The 15,045-nt window shown below is 59.9% G+C and carries 17 protein-coding genes; 6 read left to right on the forward strand and 11 right to left on the reverse strand.

Going from position 1 to position 15,045, the window contains the following annotated elements; translation table 11 throughout:
- Positions 1-65: 65 nt before the first annotated feature.
- Positions 66-1,991 (forward strand): molybdopterin biosynthesis protein, encoded by a 1,926-nt coding sequence (locus ACZ5PA_RS05755; RefSeq protein WP_464929387.1) that lies wholly within the window; start codon positions 66-68, stop codon positions 1,989-1,991.
- 77 nt (positions 1,992-2,068) lie between these two features.
- On the opposite strand, the gene ACZ5PA_RS05760 is transcribed toward ACZ5PA_RS05755, so the two are convergent.
- Positions 2,069-2,275, reverse strand: coding sequence for a hypothetical protein (locus ACZ5PA_RS05760; protein ID WP_464929388.1), 207 nt, complete (start codon positions 2,273-2,275; stop codon positions 2,069-2,071).
- A gap of 291 nt (positions 2,276-2,566) precedes the next feature.
- Between ACZ5PA_RS05760 and ACZ5PA_RS05765 the strand changes: the two genes are divergently transcribed.
- Together ACZ5PA_RS05765 and ACZ5PA_RS05770 are read left to right on the forward strand one after the other, a co-directional pair.
- On the forward strand, positions 2,567-3,097 hold the full coding sequence (locus tag ACZ5PA_RS05765; protein ID WP_464929389.1) for a hypothetical protein: 531 nt from the start codon (positions 2,567-2,569) through the stop codon (positions 3,095-3,097).
- A gap of 82 nt (positions 3,098-3,179) precedes the next feature.
- Positions 3,180-3,410, forward strand: coding sequence for a hypothetical protein (locus ACZ5PA_RS05770; protein WP_464929390.1), 231 nt, complete (start codon positions 3,180-3,182; stop codon positions 3,408-3,410).
- Here ACZ5PA_RS05770 and ACZ5PA_RS05775 read toward each other — a convergent pair.
- The 6 genes from ACZ5PA_RS05775 to ACZ5PA_RS05800 all read right to left on the reverse strand — a co-directional run bounded on the left by ACZ5PA_RS05775 (position 3,381) and on the right by ACZ5PA_RS05800 (position 6,954).
- Positions 3,381-3,944, reverse strand: coding sequence for a class II glutamine amidotransferase (locus tag ACZ5PA_RS05775; RefSeq protein ID WP_464929391.1), 564 nt, complete (start codon positions 3,942-3,944; stop codon positions 3,381-3,383). The two genes, ACZ5PA_RS05770 and ACZ5PA_RS05775, sit on opposite strands and share 30 nt — an antisense overlap.
- Before the next feature lie 134 nt (positions 3,945-4,078).
- The gene (locus ACZ5PA_RS05780; protein WP_464929392.1) at positions 4,079-4,333 is read right to left on the reverse strand and encodes an Lrp/AsnC family transcriptional regulator; all 255 of its coding nucleotides are present in this window, start codon (positions 4,331-4,333) and stop codon (positions 4,079-4,081) included.
- A gap of 30 nt (positions 4,334-4,363) precedes the next feature.
- Complete coding sequence (locus ACZ5PA_RS05785; protein WP_464929393.1) at positions 4,364-4,663, reverse strand: hypothetical protein; 300 nt, start codon at positions 4,661-4,663, stop codon at positions 4,364-4,366.
- A gap of 35 nt (positions 4,664-4,698) precedes the next feature.
- Positions 4,699-5,202 (reverse strand): Lrp/AsnC family transcriptional regulator, encoded by a 504-nt coding sequence (locus tag ACZ5PA_RS05790; RefSeq protein ID WP_464929394.1) that lies wholly within the window; start codon positions 5,200-5,202, stop codon positions 4,699-4,701.
- Between the two features lie 29 nt (positions 5,203-5,231).
- Positions 5,232-5,690 carry a bifunctional nuclease family protein gene (locus ACZ5PA_RS05795; protein WP_464929395.1) on the reverse strand — a complete coding sequence of 153 codons (459 nt, stop codon included), beginning with the start codon at positions 5,688-5,690 and terminating at the stop codon, positions 5,232-5,234.
- 91 nt (positions 5,691-5,781) lie between these two features.
- Entirely contained in the window at positions 5,782-6,954 is a 1,173-nt protein-coding gene (locus tag ACZ5PA_RS05800) for an enolase C-terminal domain-like protein (RefSeq protein WP_464929396.1), read from the reverse strand.
- A gap of 43 nt (positions 6,955-6,997) precedes the next feature.
- Here ACZ5PA_RS05800 and ACZ5PA_RS05805 point away from each other — a divergent pair, with 43 nt between their 5' ends.
- The 3 genes from ACZ5PA_RS05805 to ACZ5PA_RS05815 are packed head-to-tail and all read left to right on the forward strand — an operon-like array spanning position 6,998 to position 10,610.
- Complete coding sequence (locus tag ACZ5PA_RS05805) at positions 6,998-7,858, forward strand: bifunctional 2-dehydro-3-deoxy-phosphogluconate/2-dehydro-3-deoxy-6-phosphogalactonate aldolase (protein ID WP_464929397.1); 861 nt, start codon at positions 6,998-7,000, stop codon at positions 7,856-7,858.
- Positions 7,855-8,787 carry a bifunctional 2-dehydro-3-deoxygluconokinase/2-dehydro-3-deoxygalactonokinase gene (kdgK, locus tag ACZ5PA_RS05810; RefSeq protein ID WP_464929398.1) on the forward strand — a complete coding sequence of 311 codons (933 nt, stop codon included), beginning with the start codon at positions 7,855-7,857 and terminating at the stop codon, positions 8,785-8,787. Before ACZ5PA_RS05805 ends, kdgK begins: the two co-directional genes overlap by 4 nt.
- On the forward strand, positions 8,784-10,610 hold the full coding sequence (locus tag ACZ5PA_RS05815) for a glycoside hydrolase family 15 protein (RefSeq protein WP_464929399.1): 1,827 nt from the start codon (positions 8,784-8,786) through the stop codon (positions 10,608-10,610). The genes kdgK and ACZ5PA_RS05815 overlap by 4 nt, the downstream gene beginning before the upstream one ends.
- Here the strand turns inward: ACZ5PA_RS05815 and ACZ5PA_RS05820 are convergent.
- From ACZ5PA_RS05820 to ACZ5PA_RS05835, 4 genes are all read right to left on the reverse strand, one after another.
- Positions 10,601-11,437, reverse strand: a complete 837-nt coding sequence (locus ACZ5PA_RS05820; protein WP_464929400.1) for an undecaprenyl-diphosphate phosphatase — start codon at positions 11,435-11,437, stop codon at positions 10,601-10,603. The two genes, ACZ5PA_RS05815 and ACZ5PA_RS05820, sit on opposite strands and share 10 nt — an antisense overlap.
- A gap of 290 nt (positions 11,438-11,727) precedes the next feature.
- On the reverse strand, positions 11,728-12,663 hold the full coding sequence (locus ACZ5PA_RS05825) for an ATPase domain-containing protein (protein ID WP_464929401.1): 936 nt from the start codon (positions 12,661-12,663) through the stop codon (positions 11,728-11,730).
- 20 nt (positions 12,664-12,683) lie between these two features.
- On the reverse strand, positions 12,684-13,832 hold the full coding sequence (locus tag ACZ5PA_RS05830) for an acyl-CoA dehydrogenase family protein (RefSeq protein ID WP_464929402.1): 1,149 nt from the start codon (positions 13,830-13,832) through the stop codon (positions 12,684-12,686).
- On the reverse strand, positions 13,825-15,042 hold the full coding sequence (locus ACZ5PA_RS05835; protein WP_464929403.1) for an acyl-CoA dehydrogenase family protein: 1,218 nt from the start codon (positions 15,040-15,042) through the stop codon (positions 13,825-13,827). The genes ACZ5PA_RS05830 and ACZ5PA_RS05835 overlap by 8 nt, the downstream gene beginning before the upstream one ends.
- Between the last annotated feature and the right edge of the window lie 3 nt (positions 15,043-15,045).

Raw genomic sequence — 15,045 nt, forward strand, 5'->3', positions numbered from 1 at the left:
ATTTTAAATTTTTAGCCAACCCCGCGCCTTCCGAGTTAGCCTAAAATATGGGATTGGAAAACGCCGTGGAGAAGCGGGTCATATTCCACGAGCTCATAACCCTTGACGAGGCCGTCGAGGAGCTTCTACGAAGGGCGAGGCCTCTGGGCGTCGAGGAGGCGTCCTTGGAGGAGGCGTACGGCCGAGTCCTCGCCGAGGACGTATATTCGCCCGTGGACGTCCCGCCGTTTGACAGGAGCACCGTCGACGGCTATGCGGTCTTGTCGGCCGACGTGGCCGGAGCCAACGAGCTGGCGCCGGTCTCGCTCCGTTTAAGGGGCAGAGTAGAGGCGGGCGATTTCCCTGGCTTCGAGCTCTCGAGGGGGGAGGCCGCTGAGGTGGCCACGGGCGCCCCGGTGCCTCGAGGGGCAGACTCGGTCGTGATGGTCGAGTACACCTCTGAGAAGGACGGCGTTGTGACTATTTACAGATCCGCATACCCAGGCGAGAACATAATGCCGGCGGGCTCCGACTTCTCGGCCGGCGAGCTCTTGTTGAGGCGGTGCACGAGGCTAACGCAGAGGGAGATAGGCGTCTTGGCGGCAGCCGGCCTCAGAAGGGTCAAGGTCTACAAGAAGCCGAAGGTGGCCATCATATCCACGGGCAACGAGCTCGAGGAGCCCGGCGCGCCGTTGAGGCCCGGCAAGCTGTACGACGTGAACACCTTCTCCATAGCGGCCGCCGTGATGGAGGCGGGCGGGATCCCGTTGATACTCGGCAGAGTGCCGGACGATCTCTCGGCGTATAGGAGGGCCTTGGAGGAGGCGCTCGCGAAGGCGGACTTGGTCCTCATATCGGGCGGCACGTCCGCCGGCATGGCCGACTTGACGTACAGAGTACTGGGCGAGCTGGGGACCACGCTTTTCCACGGGATAAAGGTCAGGCCCGGCAAGCCGACTGTCGCCGCAGATGTAGGTGGGAAGCTCGTCGTGGGGCTCCCCGGCTATCCCTCGAGCGCCTTGATGATATTCCACGCAGTTGTTAGGCCGGCTATATTGGCCATGCAATGTCTGAGGCCTGAGCCGCCCGTGACCTACAAGGCTAGGTTGTCCATAAGGACCGAGGGCGCGAAGGGGCGCCGCTCCCTTTACCCAGTGGTGTTGATAAACACCGGCAAGGGCCTCGCGGCATATCCTCTAAATGCGGAGTCGGGGGCTATATCGGTCCTCGCAAGGGCCGACGGCTATATCGTGATACCCGAAGACGTCGAGTACCTCGACGAGGGGGAGGAGGTGGAGGTGAGGCTCTTCGAGCGGTACCGCCCCGCCTCCTTGTACTTCATAGGCAGCAACGACATACTCCTCGACAGGATACTTGCGCAGTTCGACGTCAAGGCGGTCTACGTCGGCTCCATGGGCGGCATATTGGCTGTCAAGAGGGGGGAGGCCGATCTGGCCGGGACCCATATGTTGGACGCCGAGACAGGCGAATACAACGTCCCCGTCATTAGAAAACTGGGCGTGAAGGGCGCCGTGTTGGTCAGAGGCTTTGCGAGGGAGCAAGGACTCGTAGTGGCAAAGGGAAACCCCAAGGGGATAAAGGGGTTCGAGGACCTCTTGAGGCGAGACGTGGTCATGGTTAATAGGCCCAAGGGGACCGGCACGAGGACTCTCCTCGACATACAGCTGAGCGGAATAGCCCAAGCCAAGGGCGTGCCGCTCGAGGAGCTTGTCAAGTCCATAAGAGGATATACCTACGAGGTGAGGACCCACACGGCCGTCGCGGCGGCTGTGGCCCAGGGCAGAGCGGACGTGGGCCTCGCGATAAGATACGCCGCCGAGCTGTACGGGCTCGACTTCATATCGGTCGGCTGGGAGGTCTACGACCTCCTGATCAGAAAAGAGGCGTTAGAGAGGGCGAGGCCGCTGATAGACGCGTTGAAGGCGGCGGGCGATCTGCCGCCCGGCTATAAGAAGTTGCCCGATACGGGCGAGGTCGTGGCCGAGTTCTAACTCCCGACGGGCTCTTACGCCGCAGCCCGGCGCCCTCCACTGAAGGCAAGAGTTGCGAGAGGTGCGCGGAGAAAAGCCTAGACCATATTCACCTCCACGATCCAGCCTTTGTCCGATCTAGCCGCCTTGCTGGCATAGCCTAGATGGGGGAGTATCAGCCTCAAAACAGCGACGCACTCGGCGTCGGGGACTAGGAACTTCGCCGACTTGGGCCTCTTCTCCATTAAATAGGAGGCAACGAACAAGCCGCCGTTCGGACAGCCGGGGACCTCTATAGCCTCCACAACGATGTAGGGGCTTAGTTTTTTCCAAGTGGCGAATAGTGCTAATTCTGCACCATAACGTCCCCGTCACGGCCCAGCGGCTAGCCCGACGGCAGACGTGCGGCGAGCCGCCGCAGCTCGGCATCGCTAGGGCGCAAGCCGGGATGAGCATTGGTCTGCGCTTGTTCGGTCGTAGGGCTCGTGGCCTATACAGCGACGTCGGTCAACGCGGCCGACGCGTTTCCGACGCCTGGGCTGGGCCTCTATGTTGTGCGCCTTTCTCGAGTTATTAATACCCAACACGGGCATGGCATGGATGAATATATCAAAAGGGGCGTGGTAGGCAGCATAGTCGCAGGCGTCTTGATACTCGTCGTGGTCCCTTCCGCGTATTACCTCGGCCTCTTCGCCCCTGTCAACTTGGCCGTAATGGCCGTGTTGGTGTTAATAGCTATTTACGTATATCGTAATTTCGACAAGGCGTTAGGGAGTAAGGCCTTCAAGTTGCTCGGGCCGCCCGTGATAGGCCTCGCCGCGGCGGGCGTCGTCGCGCTCGCGCTCCGCCTATTCGTCGGCGCCATCGCGATCTCCGTATCGTATTTGGGCGAGCCCGTCATGGGCTATTTCGTGTACAGGAAGCTGAGGGAGGAGGCGCCGGCCTTATCTGCGTTGTTTCTGGCGTCGGCGGCTGTTTTCGCTTACACGATCCCCTTGATATTGGTCGGCTTATGGATTATCCCGTTCTTGGCGGACGCCGCCAAGGTGGCCTTTCTCTCGGCCATCTTCTGTAGGTCAGCGATCGAGTCCCGGCCATCCACGCCGCCTCACGCGCCTCATCACTGACTTCCTAAAAACTTTCTGCGTACTTAGAGTTAAACTCTCTTGCGTAATTCTCCGCCTTATAAAGAAGTAGATGCACGTATACATGTTCCGCCTCTTAAGCGACGGGAAGAGGATTCTGATAACTAAGAGGGAGGAGGACCTCGCGCTCCTCGCCCAAGGTTGGACGCTCTTGGGCGAGTACAAAAAATGGGATAAGGCCTTCGCCGTTGCGATGAAAATAGCGGAGAGGAAAGACGCAGTGCTCGAGTGGTATTTAGAGGACGAGCTCGAATCGGCCAAGGCGTTAGAGGCCGTGGGCAGGCAAGGCGTATAGCCTCCCCGGCTCCAGAGGCTCTACACGCCCTTCCAGATGCCTAACGAGCGACGAGGAGACCACGGCCTCCCAGCCCTCGCCCGCTACTCTGTACAGCTTATAGTACTCCTCGCGCCCCCTCATTTCTTCCGACAGCTTGAAGTAGTTATAGGCGTATAGCCTCGGCCCCGGCAACTCCATCACGGCCAAGTTCAACGCCGTCTTGACGTACTGGACGGCCTCCGCCAACGCGCCCTCCGGATCGTCCCAACGCGAGGCGAGGAACATCGCCAAGACCCAGCTGTCCGAAAAACGGGATGGGTCCACGCCGAGCAGGCGCCCTATCTTGTGCTTGTCCACCGATCCGTTATGGGCCACGTACAAGATCCTCCCGTCGAGGGTATATGCTTGAAAGGGGTGCGAGTAGAGGACGCCTACCGGCTCGCCCGGGGAAGCGGCGCGGGCGTGGGAGAGGCCGGCGACGCCCAGCGGAGGCACGTGCGGGTCTCTCCATATGGCAGACCCAGATCTGTAGTAGGCCACGGATCCGTTCATTAAATAAACGGCGTATCCCCAACCGTCCCCGTGCCGGAAACCCCGAGGCGCATAGGGATCTCTCTCAGCTGCCAGCCTTAAGGCCCTGTAGAGGTCTGCCTTGGGAACTCCTGAATATATATAAAATCTACACATTAATAGGGCGGACCCGCCCGTTGAAGGGTCTTGGCCACTATCAGCGTAGTGGTCGAGCGGACGCCCGATATCTTCCTTATCTTATCCCTTATTATCGCCCTCAGCCTCTCCGCGTCCTCTGCGGTTAGCTTGACCACTAAGTCGTAGGGGCCGTAGACGAAGAACACAGCCGATACCTCGGGCACTTTGGCTAGTTGCTCCATGACTGTATCCTCGGCGCCTACGTCTACTGTTATGAATACTAATGCCTCCATATCAATATATCTGTCAATAGTTTATATACATTACTTTGAACGGGACTCGAGATACCTCCTTATAACGACGGCGGTCGAGAGGTCGACTCTGTACTTCTCCGTGAGGCCCGTATCGGTATCCGTGAACTCGACGATGTACTCGACGCCCTCGCCCTCTTGTTTGTAGACCTTAATGAGCGTGTTTGGCTTGCACATGACGGTGAGGGCGGTCGGCGATTTCTCGACCGTCGAGCACTCCACGTAACTATAAACTCTAGCCTCGGCGGGCGTTCGGCCCATCGCGGCTAGAGGGGTCTCCTCGTAATAGTACATCTTCCTCCGCCTTGACACGAGAGGGGGTTCGGGACCCGTTATAAATTTTCCCGTCAAGAAGTGGCGATAACCGGCATATAGCGGCGGCGCCAATCGTCGACTATCTCGAGCACCATCAACGTCTCGGTGCGTTGTATGTCGGGGATCGAGGCCAAATACGACACCAAGAAGGTAGAGAGCTGTTTTATATCGCGGGCCCAGACTTTCAGGAGGAGGTCATAGGGCCCCGTGATGATGTAAGCTTCTTCCACGAAGGGCAAATCGCTCTTGCCAGAGCAGTCCGCCAAGATCTTCTCGGCTAACTGCTCCTGGAGCGGCTTCTCGCCCCTCGTCTCGCCCCTCCTCACGCTGGCCATGACGAAAGCCAACACTTGATAGCCGAGCAAGAAGGGGTTCACGACGGCCTTGTAGCCCATTATATAGCCCTTGTCCTCGAGCCTCTTTATCCTCGAGGCGATGGTGGTCTTAGGGCGGTTCACGGCTTCGGCGAGTTCTTGTAACGTCTTCTTGCCGTCTATCTGGAGCAATTCCAATAATTTCTTGTCTATATCGTCCACGATTCAGAGAATTCGCGGATTATTAAGTATCAATCCTCTATCTTGCCGCTGGGCGGGCGTATATACTGCGATACATCCTCTGCGTAAGTCGATAACGTCTCGGCGACGTATATGGGGGCTCCGGCCCTAACGGCTAGCGCGACGGCGTCGCTGGGGCGGGCGTCGAAGGAGTGTATTTTGCCTGAGCTGTCCTTGATGTACACAGTGGCGGTGTACGTCCCGTTTATCATAGCGTCGATGGTTATCCTGTCCACCGCCGCGCCCAAGGACTCCAGTATCTCCATGAACAAGTCGTGGCTGAGGGGGCGGGGGAAGTCTATCTCGCCGAGCCCTTTCTTTATCGAGATCATCTCGGAGCTACCTATTATTATAGGAAGGGCCCTATCCCCCCACTCCTCGGCCCCTATCAACATCACGCCCACTTGTTGACCCGCCCTATCGTAGGCCTCGATCACGGTGATGAGCTCGCCTTTGAGGTACTTAACCATCGAAACCACTATATCCATTCTATAAAACCTTTTATAAGGACGTGATGAAAGAAGCGGCGCCGACTGGTGACGCGTCCTAAACCAGGCTGACTCACCAAGTCCCCTTGACCACCCACACGGGCTCCTCTGTGGGCTGTATCTCGGCGGGCTCCGCCTTGTATCTCTCCACCATCTTCTCGTTCACCTCTACGCCGATGCCGGGCCTTTTGGGGACCTCCACGGCGCTGTCGACGACCTCGAAGGGATCCCCTATGAGGTCCCTCTTCCACTGGGGCCAGTAGTCGTAGAAGGACTCTAGCCTATAAAGCGTGGGCGTCACGGCGGATAGCTGTACCTCGAGCGCGAACTGGACGGGGCCGTACGCGTTGTGGTACGAGACCTCGACGCTGAACGCCTCGGCGAGCGTCGCGACCTTGAGGCTTCCCGTGACGCCGCCTATGTTACAAGCATCGGGCTGTATCACGTCCACTAACCCCTCCGCCAAGTACTGGAGCGCCTCCTTGGCGCTTATGAGCCTCTCGCCCATGGCGACCCTCAAAGAGGTAGACGCCTTGTACTTCCTATACGCCTCCAAGTCCTCGTGGTGTACAGGCTCCTCCATGAAGTAGGGGCTGTAGGGCTCGAGCCTCTTGGCTATCTCTATGGCCGCGTTGGCGTCGAAACGCCCGTGGTGCTCGATGAGTATATCCACCTCATCTCCGACGGCCTCGCGGACGGCCCTCACTATATCCTCCGCCTTTTTCAGCCCCCTAGCCGTTATGTAGTTGAAGGCGTCTCCGAACGGGTCGAACTTAAGCGCCGAGTAGCCCCTCTTGACCACTTCTTTGGCCCTCTCGGCGAAACACGACGGGTCCTTACATCCGCCGTACCAGCCGTTGGCGTAGACGGGGACTCGGCCCCTTAAGGCGCCTCCCAGTAGCTCGTGGAGGGGGGCGCCGAACTCTCTGGCCTTTAGGTCCCAGAGCGCCATGTCTATAGCGCTGAGGGCCGTGGCGCCCTCGAAGGAGCGCGAGAGGAAGAAGTCTTGTCTGTACCACTCGTAGAAAGCGGCGGTTATCTCGTGCGCGTCCCTCCCCACGAAGGCCTTCGCCACTTGCCTCACCGCCGAGACCACGGGGAGGACCCTCAACGTGGGGACGGCCTCCCCATAGGCCACTCTGCCGTCCGACGTGACCACCCTCACGAGTATCGAGTAAGAGGACCAGCGCGCGTCCGCCTCCCCCTCGTAGAGGACTATGGGCTCTATCTCAGCTATCTTCGCCATGTTGAGTACTGAAAATGTTTTTAAAAATCGCCACCAACACTACGTGGACATAATAGCGCCGGTAGTGACCCCATTCAAATCCGGCAAGCTCGATCTAGAGGCCTTCGTAGCTCACATAAGGAACATCGCCAAGAAGGGCGTCGACGCCGTGTTCGTGGCGGGGACCACAGGGCTCGGGCCCGCTTTGAGCGTCGAGGAGCGCAGGGCCTTGTTGGAGGCAGCCGCCTCGGCGGCTAAGAGGATCATATTCCAAGTAGGGGCTCTCAACCTAGACGACGTGTTGGCCCTCGTCAAACACGCCGAGAGGTTCGACGTTGAGGCCGTGGCCTCGGTCCCGCCCTATTACTTCCCGCGGCTGTCAGAGCGGCAGATCGCGAAGTACTTCAAGGACATATGCTCCGCGACGAGCCTCCCAGTATATCTCTACAACTACCCGGCCGCGACCGGCAGAGACGTCGACGCGAGGATGGCCAAGGAGATAGGCTGTCTCAAAGGCGTCAAGGACACCAACGAGGACATAGCCCACACCTTGGCCTACAAGCGCTTTATGCCGGACATCAAGGCCTACAACGGTTCCGACTCATTGGTGTTGGCCTCCTTCGCGGTGGGGCTCGACGGAGTCGTGGCCTCATCGGCCAACTACGTGCCGGAGGTCCTCGTCGGGATCAGAGAGGCCGTGAGGGCCGGGGATCTAGAGAGGGCCAAACGCCTCCAGTTCGCCATAAACGAGATCTTGGACGCGGCGAGGCCTCTGGGCTATTCCTCTGCGGTGTACGAGCTAATCAAGGCGTTCCAGGGCTACGACGTGGGCGAGCCGAGGCCGCCCATATACCCGCTCGAGGGCGAGGACAAGGCCAAGCTCGCCGCCGCCGTGTCGAGGATAAGGGAGGCGCTTAGGCTATGACCCGCCTTGTTGCATTGGGCGAGCCTTTAATACAGCTCAACGCCGTTACGCCTGGCCCTCTTAGGTACGTTAATTATTTCGAGAAACACGTAGCTGGCTCCGAGGCTAATTTCTGCATAGCGGCGATCATGGCGGGGGCCTATTGCGGCCTAATAGCTAGGGTCGGGGACGACGAATTCGGGAGGAACATCTTGGAGTACTTGAGGGGCAGAGGAGTAGACGTATCACGCGTAAGGGTCGATAAGGAGGCGCCCACTGGCGTTTACTTCGTCCAGAGGCATTACCCCGTGCCGGGGAGGTCCGTGCTCGTGTATTATCGAAAGGGCAGCGCCGGGAGCAAGCTCTCCCCAGACGACGTGGACGAGGAGTACGTGAAGACCGCCGACGCGGTCCACTCGACGGGGATAACGCTCGCGATAAGCGAATCGGCTAGGGCTGCGGTTTATAGGGCGTTCGAGTTGGCCAAGGCCAGGACCCTCGATACTAACATACGGCCGGCTCTATGGCGGCGGCTCGAGGATGCCAGAGAGGCCGTGCTGAGGGCTTTGCGCATGGGCGTGAGGGTGTTGATCACGGACCCGGACGACACGCGCATCGTGCTCGGCGTCGTCGACCCCGACGAGGCGTACAAGAAATACAGAGAGCTGGGCGTGGAGGTCCTCTTGTACAAGGAGGGGGCAAAGGGGGCTTACGTCTTCCACGACGGCGAGAAGTATTTCAAGCCCTCTTACCCCGTCCCCGTTGAGGACACAACAGGCGCCGGGGACGCCATGGCCGGCGTCTTCGTCGCCCTCTACCTCTCAGGCGTCGAGCCGAGGCGCGCCTTGGACTTAGCGACGGCGGCGGCCGCGTTAGTGGTGACGGTGAGGGGCGACAACGAGGCTATACCCGACGTGCGGGACGCAGAGAGGCTCTTGTCCTCGTTATGAGGAGCGCTGTCTTGAGCAACGGCAGATTGGCCGTCACGCTGGACAACAACTTCTACGTGGCCGACCTCTACTACCCCTACGTAGGCCGCTACAACCACGGCTTCGGGGGGAGGTTCAAGATCGGCGTTTGGCGCGACGGGAAGTTCGCTTGGCTCGAGTCCATGGAGAAGCGGATAGAGATGGACGGACTCACGGCGAGGTTGTGGGCTAAATGGGACGGCCTCGAGATACAGATGTCCAGCTTCGTGGAGTTCCACCACGACGCGTACGTGATCAAGGTGGACGTAAGAGGGCCGGGCCTCGTGAGGGTCATCTTCTATCAAGACTTCAGGATAATGGAAGCGCCGCAAGGGGATACCGCGTACTACAACCCCGATCTAGACGCTGTGATACACTACAAGGAGAGGTTCTGGTTCCTCGCGGGCGCGAGCCATCAGCTCTACGAGTACAACATAGGGAGGAGGGACATGGGCGTGGTGCTGAAGGATTGCGAAGACGGCGTCTTGGGGAAGAACCCCATAGCGCAAGGCTCCGTGGACTCTGCCATATCAGTGGCGTATCCGAGCTTTTACTACTGGATAATCGCGGGCAAGAACGAGAGGGAGCTGGCGCGGATCCACGCGGAGCTTAAGGCTAGGCCGGGGTATTACGAGAGGAGGAACGCGGGCTACTGGAAGGCCCTCGTCGGCCGGTATCCGAAGCTTGTGGGGCAGTCCATAGCGGTCCTCATGGCCCATATGGGCGATAACGGCGCCGTGGTGGCCTCGTTGGACACAGATATACTCAAGTTCAACCTAGACACGTACGCATACGTCTGGCCTAGGGACGCGGCATATGTGGCCATGGCGTTGGACGAATACGGCTACGCCTCGTTCACCAAGAAGTTCTACGAGTTCGCCTTGTCGTTGCTCGACGAAGGTTGTTGTTTCTTCCAGAAGTACCATCCGGACGGAACTCTGGGCTCTACGTGGCATCCCTGGACCGCGAGGAGCAGGAAATCCTTGAACATACAAGAGGACGAGACCGCGCTCTTCGTGTATGCCCTATGGCGCCACGTGGAGCTGGCTAAGGATTACGACTTGTTGAAAAAGGCCTATCCCGCCGTCAGGCGAATGGCCAACTTCATGGCCAACTTCAGGGACGAGAAGCTCGGCTTGCCGCTCGAGAGCTTCGACCTCTGGGAGGAGAGGCTCGGAGTCCACGCGTTCACTGCCGCCGCGGTATACGCCGGGCTGAACGCCGCGGCGCGCTTCGCGGAGACCCTCGGCGAGGAGGAAGACGCCGCTCGTTGGAGGGCGGCGGCTCAAGAGGTCAAGAAGGCTGTGGCCGAGCACATGTTCGACGAACGGCTTGGCCGTTTCGTGAGGACGGTTAGGATAGACGACGGGAAGGTGGTCGAGGTGGACGAGACTGTCGACGCGAGCCTCTTGGCCTTGCCTCTGTTCGGCGTGTTCGAGCCCGACGACCCGCGCGTTGTGTCCACGGTTAGGAGCGTCGAGGAGAAACTCTGGGTTAAAGGCGTAGGGGGACTTGCCAGGTATGAGAGCGATTATTATCAGAGGGTCTCCGGCGATTATTCGGGGATACCGGGCAACCCCTGGATTATCACCACTATGTGGCTGGCCGAATACTACGCCGCGTTGGGCCAAACTTCGCGGGCCGAGGAGTTGATCAAATGGGCCGAGGAGAGGGCCGGCCCCACGTATTTACTGCCCGAGCAGATAAACCCGTTCGACGGCAGCCCCCTATCGGTGCAACCGCTCGCCTGGAGCCACGCCGAGTACTTGAGGGCGGTCCTCGCCGTAAGGGCGATTCAGCCGTAGCCAGTCAAGACCCCGACGATTCCGCCCAACACGGCCAAGGCCCCTAGGCCCACCACCAAGGGCACGACGGCCTTGCCGGAGGCCAGCCTCAATAAGGCGTTTATCGTGAACAGACTCACGACGGTCGCGACGACGACCGCGGCTGCTATGCCGCTCGCCGATAGTAGCGAGAGCGCCGCCTCGATCTCATGGCGCGAGGCGAGCAACGAAAGCGCAGACGCCCCCAACGCCGCGGGTATCAAGGCGAGGAACGACAGCCTAAAGGCGTCCTTAGGCCTCACGCCCAACAACAACATAGCCGATACCGTGATCCCCGATCTGCTCACGCCGGGCAGCGCGGCGAGGCCTTGCGCGATCCCTATTATTACCAAATCCCTTAAGCTGAGCGATGAGAGATCCTTATGAGGCGCGTATTTCCCCCTCGCCGCCTTTATCAAGAGGCCGTCCGCCACGAGGACGAGGCCCAGCGCGATCATGGGGACGCCCACGACGGGGCCTGATATCGAGCTGAAGTAGAGGTATATGGGAACTGCCACGATCGCGGTGACGAGTGTCACCACCAACAAAAACTTGAGCAACAGCCTATCCTCCTCAGTCCCCTTTAACGCGAGGGCCTTCAATACGCCCCACACCTCCCTTCTGAAATATATCACTGCAGCGGCCAGAGTGGCGAACTCGAGGAATAAGCCGAAGGCGTAGGCCGCGCCGAAGGTGAGGCCGAAGAGGTAGGTCGAGACGAACATTATCTGCGTCTTGCTGCTTATGGGCAACCACTCGCTCACGCCTTGCACGAGGCCCAGCACGATGCCGTACAACGCCCAGTTCATGGCCTCGGCGGGCGGCCGACATAAAAGTTTTTCATCACGCCGGCAACACGCAACATGGGCCATGCCGAAAGCCACGCGGAGCGAGTCGACTCCGGTCTCGACATAGGGCTCCACGACGGCGATGTCCGCCGTGCTCTCGCCCATCGACGAGGCCCGGCGCTCTGTCTCGTACGCGAGCTCCCCACTCGACGACTACTGCCGCTCCATGAAAGCCGACGGCGAAGCGAAACGGCCGACGCCGGGCGCGAGGAGGGGGAAAACGCGTGCCCCCCCTCATCGGCGACGCGCCTCTAATACACGCCGTCGTCTGACAGTCTATACTGTATCCTCACGTCGGGCGCCATGCCCGGCACATCGAGGGGCCACATATGGCCTTCCTCCTTCTGTTTCGAGGGCCTCGTCATCATGAACCTGGCGTTAACCGCGTGGGCTAACACGTTGCCGCCCGCCGGCCTCTTCAAGCCGGAGAGGAACGCCTCGGGCACGTCCATCACTTGGTTCGTGAAGAGGACAAGCGCGTTGAAGACCCTGGCATGGCGCCTGAACCAATCGATCAGATAATGGAGGCGTTGTTGCCTCTCCGCCAAGCTCTCCCTGCCGACGAACTCGGCCCTATAAAGGGCCGTTATTGTGTCGACGACAATAGTCCTAGCTCCTTCTTTCAAGTGTTTTGGCAACTCGTACTTAACAAAGGCCTCTAGGGCCGAGACGTTGTCGGGCACGTAGACGGACACTCGGTCTAGGACGTGCGCTGGATCGCCGCCGAACCTCCTGGCGATCCTCTCGACCAAGCCGGCGTTGAAGGTGCCTTCAGTGTCTATATAAACCGCGTCGCCGAACCCCTCGACGATGGACTTCACGGACACTTGGTGGGCGAACATGGACTTTCCGGCGCCGAACTCCCCCGCGAATTCGTAGATGAAAGCCTCCCGCAAGCCGCCCCAAGGGGTCTTCTCGTCGAACTCGGCAACCCCGGTCTTGACGACCTTGTACTGCGCTTTGAGGAGCTCAGAGGCCTTGACCGCCTTGGGCCTTCTGCCGAGGAGCTCCCTGGCTTTGGCCAGTATCCTTTCGGCAGTCGACGGCTCGATCCCTGCGTCCACGAGCTCGTCGACTGTGAACTCGAGCAGATGCTCCGGCGATATGACGCCGAGCTCCTCGAGCTTCCTCCTAGTGGACGGGCCGATCTCGAGGGCGTCTAGCCAGTCCTCTCTTTTTTTAGACATGTAAACAAAGAGACGGCGATTTAAAGGAACTTCTCCAAGAACTTGTATATCGTGTTCATTATGACCTCGTTGGCGCCCTCATATATCTCAGTGGCCTTCGCGTCGCGGTAGAGCATCTCCACTCTCGAGTCGGTGGAGTAGCCGAAACCCCCCATGACCTGCATCGCGGTCCTCGTGGCGTCGACGGCTAAGCGAGACGCCAACACCTTGGCCAGTTGCGCGTACATGGGGAATGCCGAATCCTTCAAGTCTCTGTAGAGCGCGGCGGTGTAGACGACGTGTTTCACGGCCTCGGCCCGGGCGTATATGTCTGCTAGATAGTGTTGTACTATCTGGAAGTCCGCGAGAGGCCTCCCGAACGCGGTCCTCTTCTTGGTGTAGAAATAGGCCTCCTCGAAGGCGGCCTCGGCGATGCCGAGCCCTATGGCGCCCACACAAGTCCTCCCGTTGTTTAGGTCGTCCAAGACCACTTGGAAGCCCTCGTTGAGCTTGCCGACGAGGGCCTCATCGCCGACTCTGCAATTGTTGAGCTTGACCTCGGCCGTGCCCGTCCCGTGCACGCCCATCACCTTGACGGGCGATGTTTCTATACACGAAGACCTCTCCACGAGGAAGAGGCTTATGGATTTATGCCTCAGCTCGGGCGGCCCCGTCCTGGCGGCCACCAAGTAGGCGTCTGCGTATAGGCCCGAGGTTATCCACAACTTAACGCCGTTGATGGCCCACTCTCCCCCCACCCGCTCGGCCTTAGTCTGGATGGCCGCCGCGTCCGAGCCGCAACAAGGCTCAGATAAGGCAAAGGCCACGATCTTCCTCCCCCTGGCCACGTCCTCCAGCCACTTATCCCTGATCTGTTCAGTGGCGTAGTGGTAGAGGTTCCAAGCTATCATGGACCCCTGCACCTCGGCTATGGTGGCCAAGGCCGGGCTGACCTTGGCGATCTCCTCGACCGCCACCACGAGGCTCCTGAAATCGAGCCCCGCGCCACCGAATTCCTGCGGGATGTGCGGGGCGAGGAGCCCCAGATCCCCCATCTCCCGCAACAACTCGCGGGGGTACTCGCCCTCGTCTATTCTCCTGGCAACTGGGGCGACTCTCCTCTCGGCGAACTCCCTAGCGGTCTTCCTCACGAGCGCGTGCTCCTCGGAGAGCTGGGGATAGTTAGACATATTCTTTCCCCACCACGTTTCTCGCAATTATCAACTTCATTATGTTCTCGGCCCCCTCGGCCCCCACGTAATAGGAGAGAGCGCCGAGGAGTACCCTCGCCACGTTGGTCTCCTTGAAGTACGAGGCCCCTCCGAACCACTTCATGACCTCGAGCGCGGTCTCCACGGCTAGACTAACGGCTAAGTACTTGGCGATGGCCCCCGCCGTGGCCACGTCGCGGATGGTGAACGCGACATCGCCCTTATAGAACCTATCGGCGATCCAAGCGGCCTTGTACACGGCGAGTCTAGCCGCCTCGAGGCGGGCGTAGAGCTCCGCGAACTTGAACGACACGGCTTGATAGGACGCGATGGGCTTGCCGAAGACGGACCTCTGCCTTATCCACTCGAGCCCCTTATCGAGCAACCACCTGGTCGCCCCCACTGAGGCCGCGCCTATCACGGTACGGGCCAAGTCGAAGCCCTCCATGGCTATCTTGAAGCCGCCGTTCAACTCGCCCAACATGAACGCGTCCTCCACCGGGAGGCCCTCGAACCTCAAATAGCCCGTGGGGAGGCCGTGCCGGCCGATCTCCTCCCAGTCCTTATGCTCGAAGCCCTCGATCCGCTTGCCCTTGCGCTTCAAGAGAGCGAGGAACACCGTTATGCCCTTGTGTTTGTCCTCCAGGCGGCCGGTCCTCGTTATGGCCACGACGCCGCCCCCGTAGGGCAAGCCCAACGCGGTGGTGACGCCCGTCACCATGTTCTTCTCGCCGTATAGCCTCCACACCGAGCCCTCTCTGACAGCCTTGGTCTGGAACGACGCCACGTCGCTGCCGCCCTGCGGCTCCGTGGAGCCTATGCCGATAAAGGCCCTCCCCTTGGCCACCTCGGGGAGGACCTCCTCCTTCGCCTCGTCCTTGGCGTACCTCTGGACCACGAAAGGCCACGCCGTCTCCAAGAGCACATACACGGGCGTCGCCAAGGAGGGGTCCGCGTAGGCCAGCTCCTCCACGGCCAGTGCTGCTTGTAGGAAAGTCCCCTCTTGGCCCCCGTACTTAGCGCTTAGGGGTATGCCGAGCAAGCCCGCCTCGCCGAGCTTAGCCGCGACTTCCTCAATGGGCCACCTCCTCTCGTCTATGTCCACCCACCTAGGCGCTATCTCCCTCTCGGCGAAGGCCTTCACGGACTCCAAGAACATCTTGTCCTCGCCAGATATTGAGAACTCCATAGG

The organism is Thermoproteus thermophilus, from assembly GCF_055392855.1.

Coding starts and splice junctions, on each gene's coding strand:
- ACZ5PA_RS05765 (WP_464929389.1), top strand. CDS start 2,567: ATGGATGAATATATCAAAAGGGGCGTGGTAGGCAGCATAGTCGCAGGC.
- ACZ5PA_RS05770 (WP_464929390.1), top strand. CDS start 3,180: ATGTTCCGCCTCTTAAGCGACGGGAAGAGGATTCTGATAACTAAGAGG.
- ACZ5PA_RS05800 (WP_464929396.1), bottom strand. CDS start 6,954: ATGGCGAAGATAGCTGAGATAGAGCCCATAGTCCTCTACGAGGGGGAG.
- ACZ5PA_RS05820 (WP_464929400.1), bottom strand. CDS start 11,437: ATGAACTGGGCGTTGTACGGCATCGTGCTGGGCCTCGTGCAAGGCGTG.
- ACZ5PA_RS05825 (WP_464929401.1), bottom strand. CDS start 12,663: ATGTCTAAAAAAAGAGAGGACTGGCTAGACGCCCTCGAGATCGGCCCG.
- ACZ5PA_RS05835 (WP_464929403.1), bottom strand. CDS start 15,042: ATGGAGTTCTCAATATCTGGCGAGGACAAGATGTTCTTGGAGTCCGTG.
- ACZ5PA_RS05775 (WP_464929391.1), bottom strand. CDS start 3,944: ATGAACGGATCCGTGGCCTACTACAGATCTGGGTCTGCCATATGGAGA.
- ACZ5PA_RS05815 (WP_464929399.1), top strand. CDS start 8,784: ATGAGGAGCGCTGTCTTGAGCAACGGCAGATTGGCCGTCACGCTGGAC.
- kdgK (WP_464929398.1), top strand. CDS start 7,855: ATGACCCGCCTTGTTGCATTGGGCGAGCCTTTAATACAGCTCAACGCC.
- ACZ5PA_RS05795 (WP_464929395.1), bottom strand. CDS start 5,690: ATGGTTAAGTACCTCAAAGGCGAGCTCATCACCGTGATCGAGGCCTAC.
- ACZ5PA_RS05780 (WP_464929392.1), bottom strand. CDS start 4,333: ATGGAGGCATTAGTATTCATAACAGTAGACGTAGGCGCCGAGGATACA.
- ACZ5PA_RS05830 (WP_464929402.1), bottom strand. CDS start 13,832: ATGTCTAACTATCCCCAGCTCTCCGAGGAGCACGCGCTCGTGAGGAAG.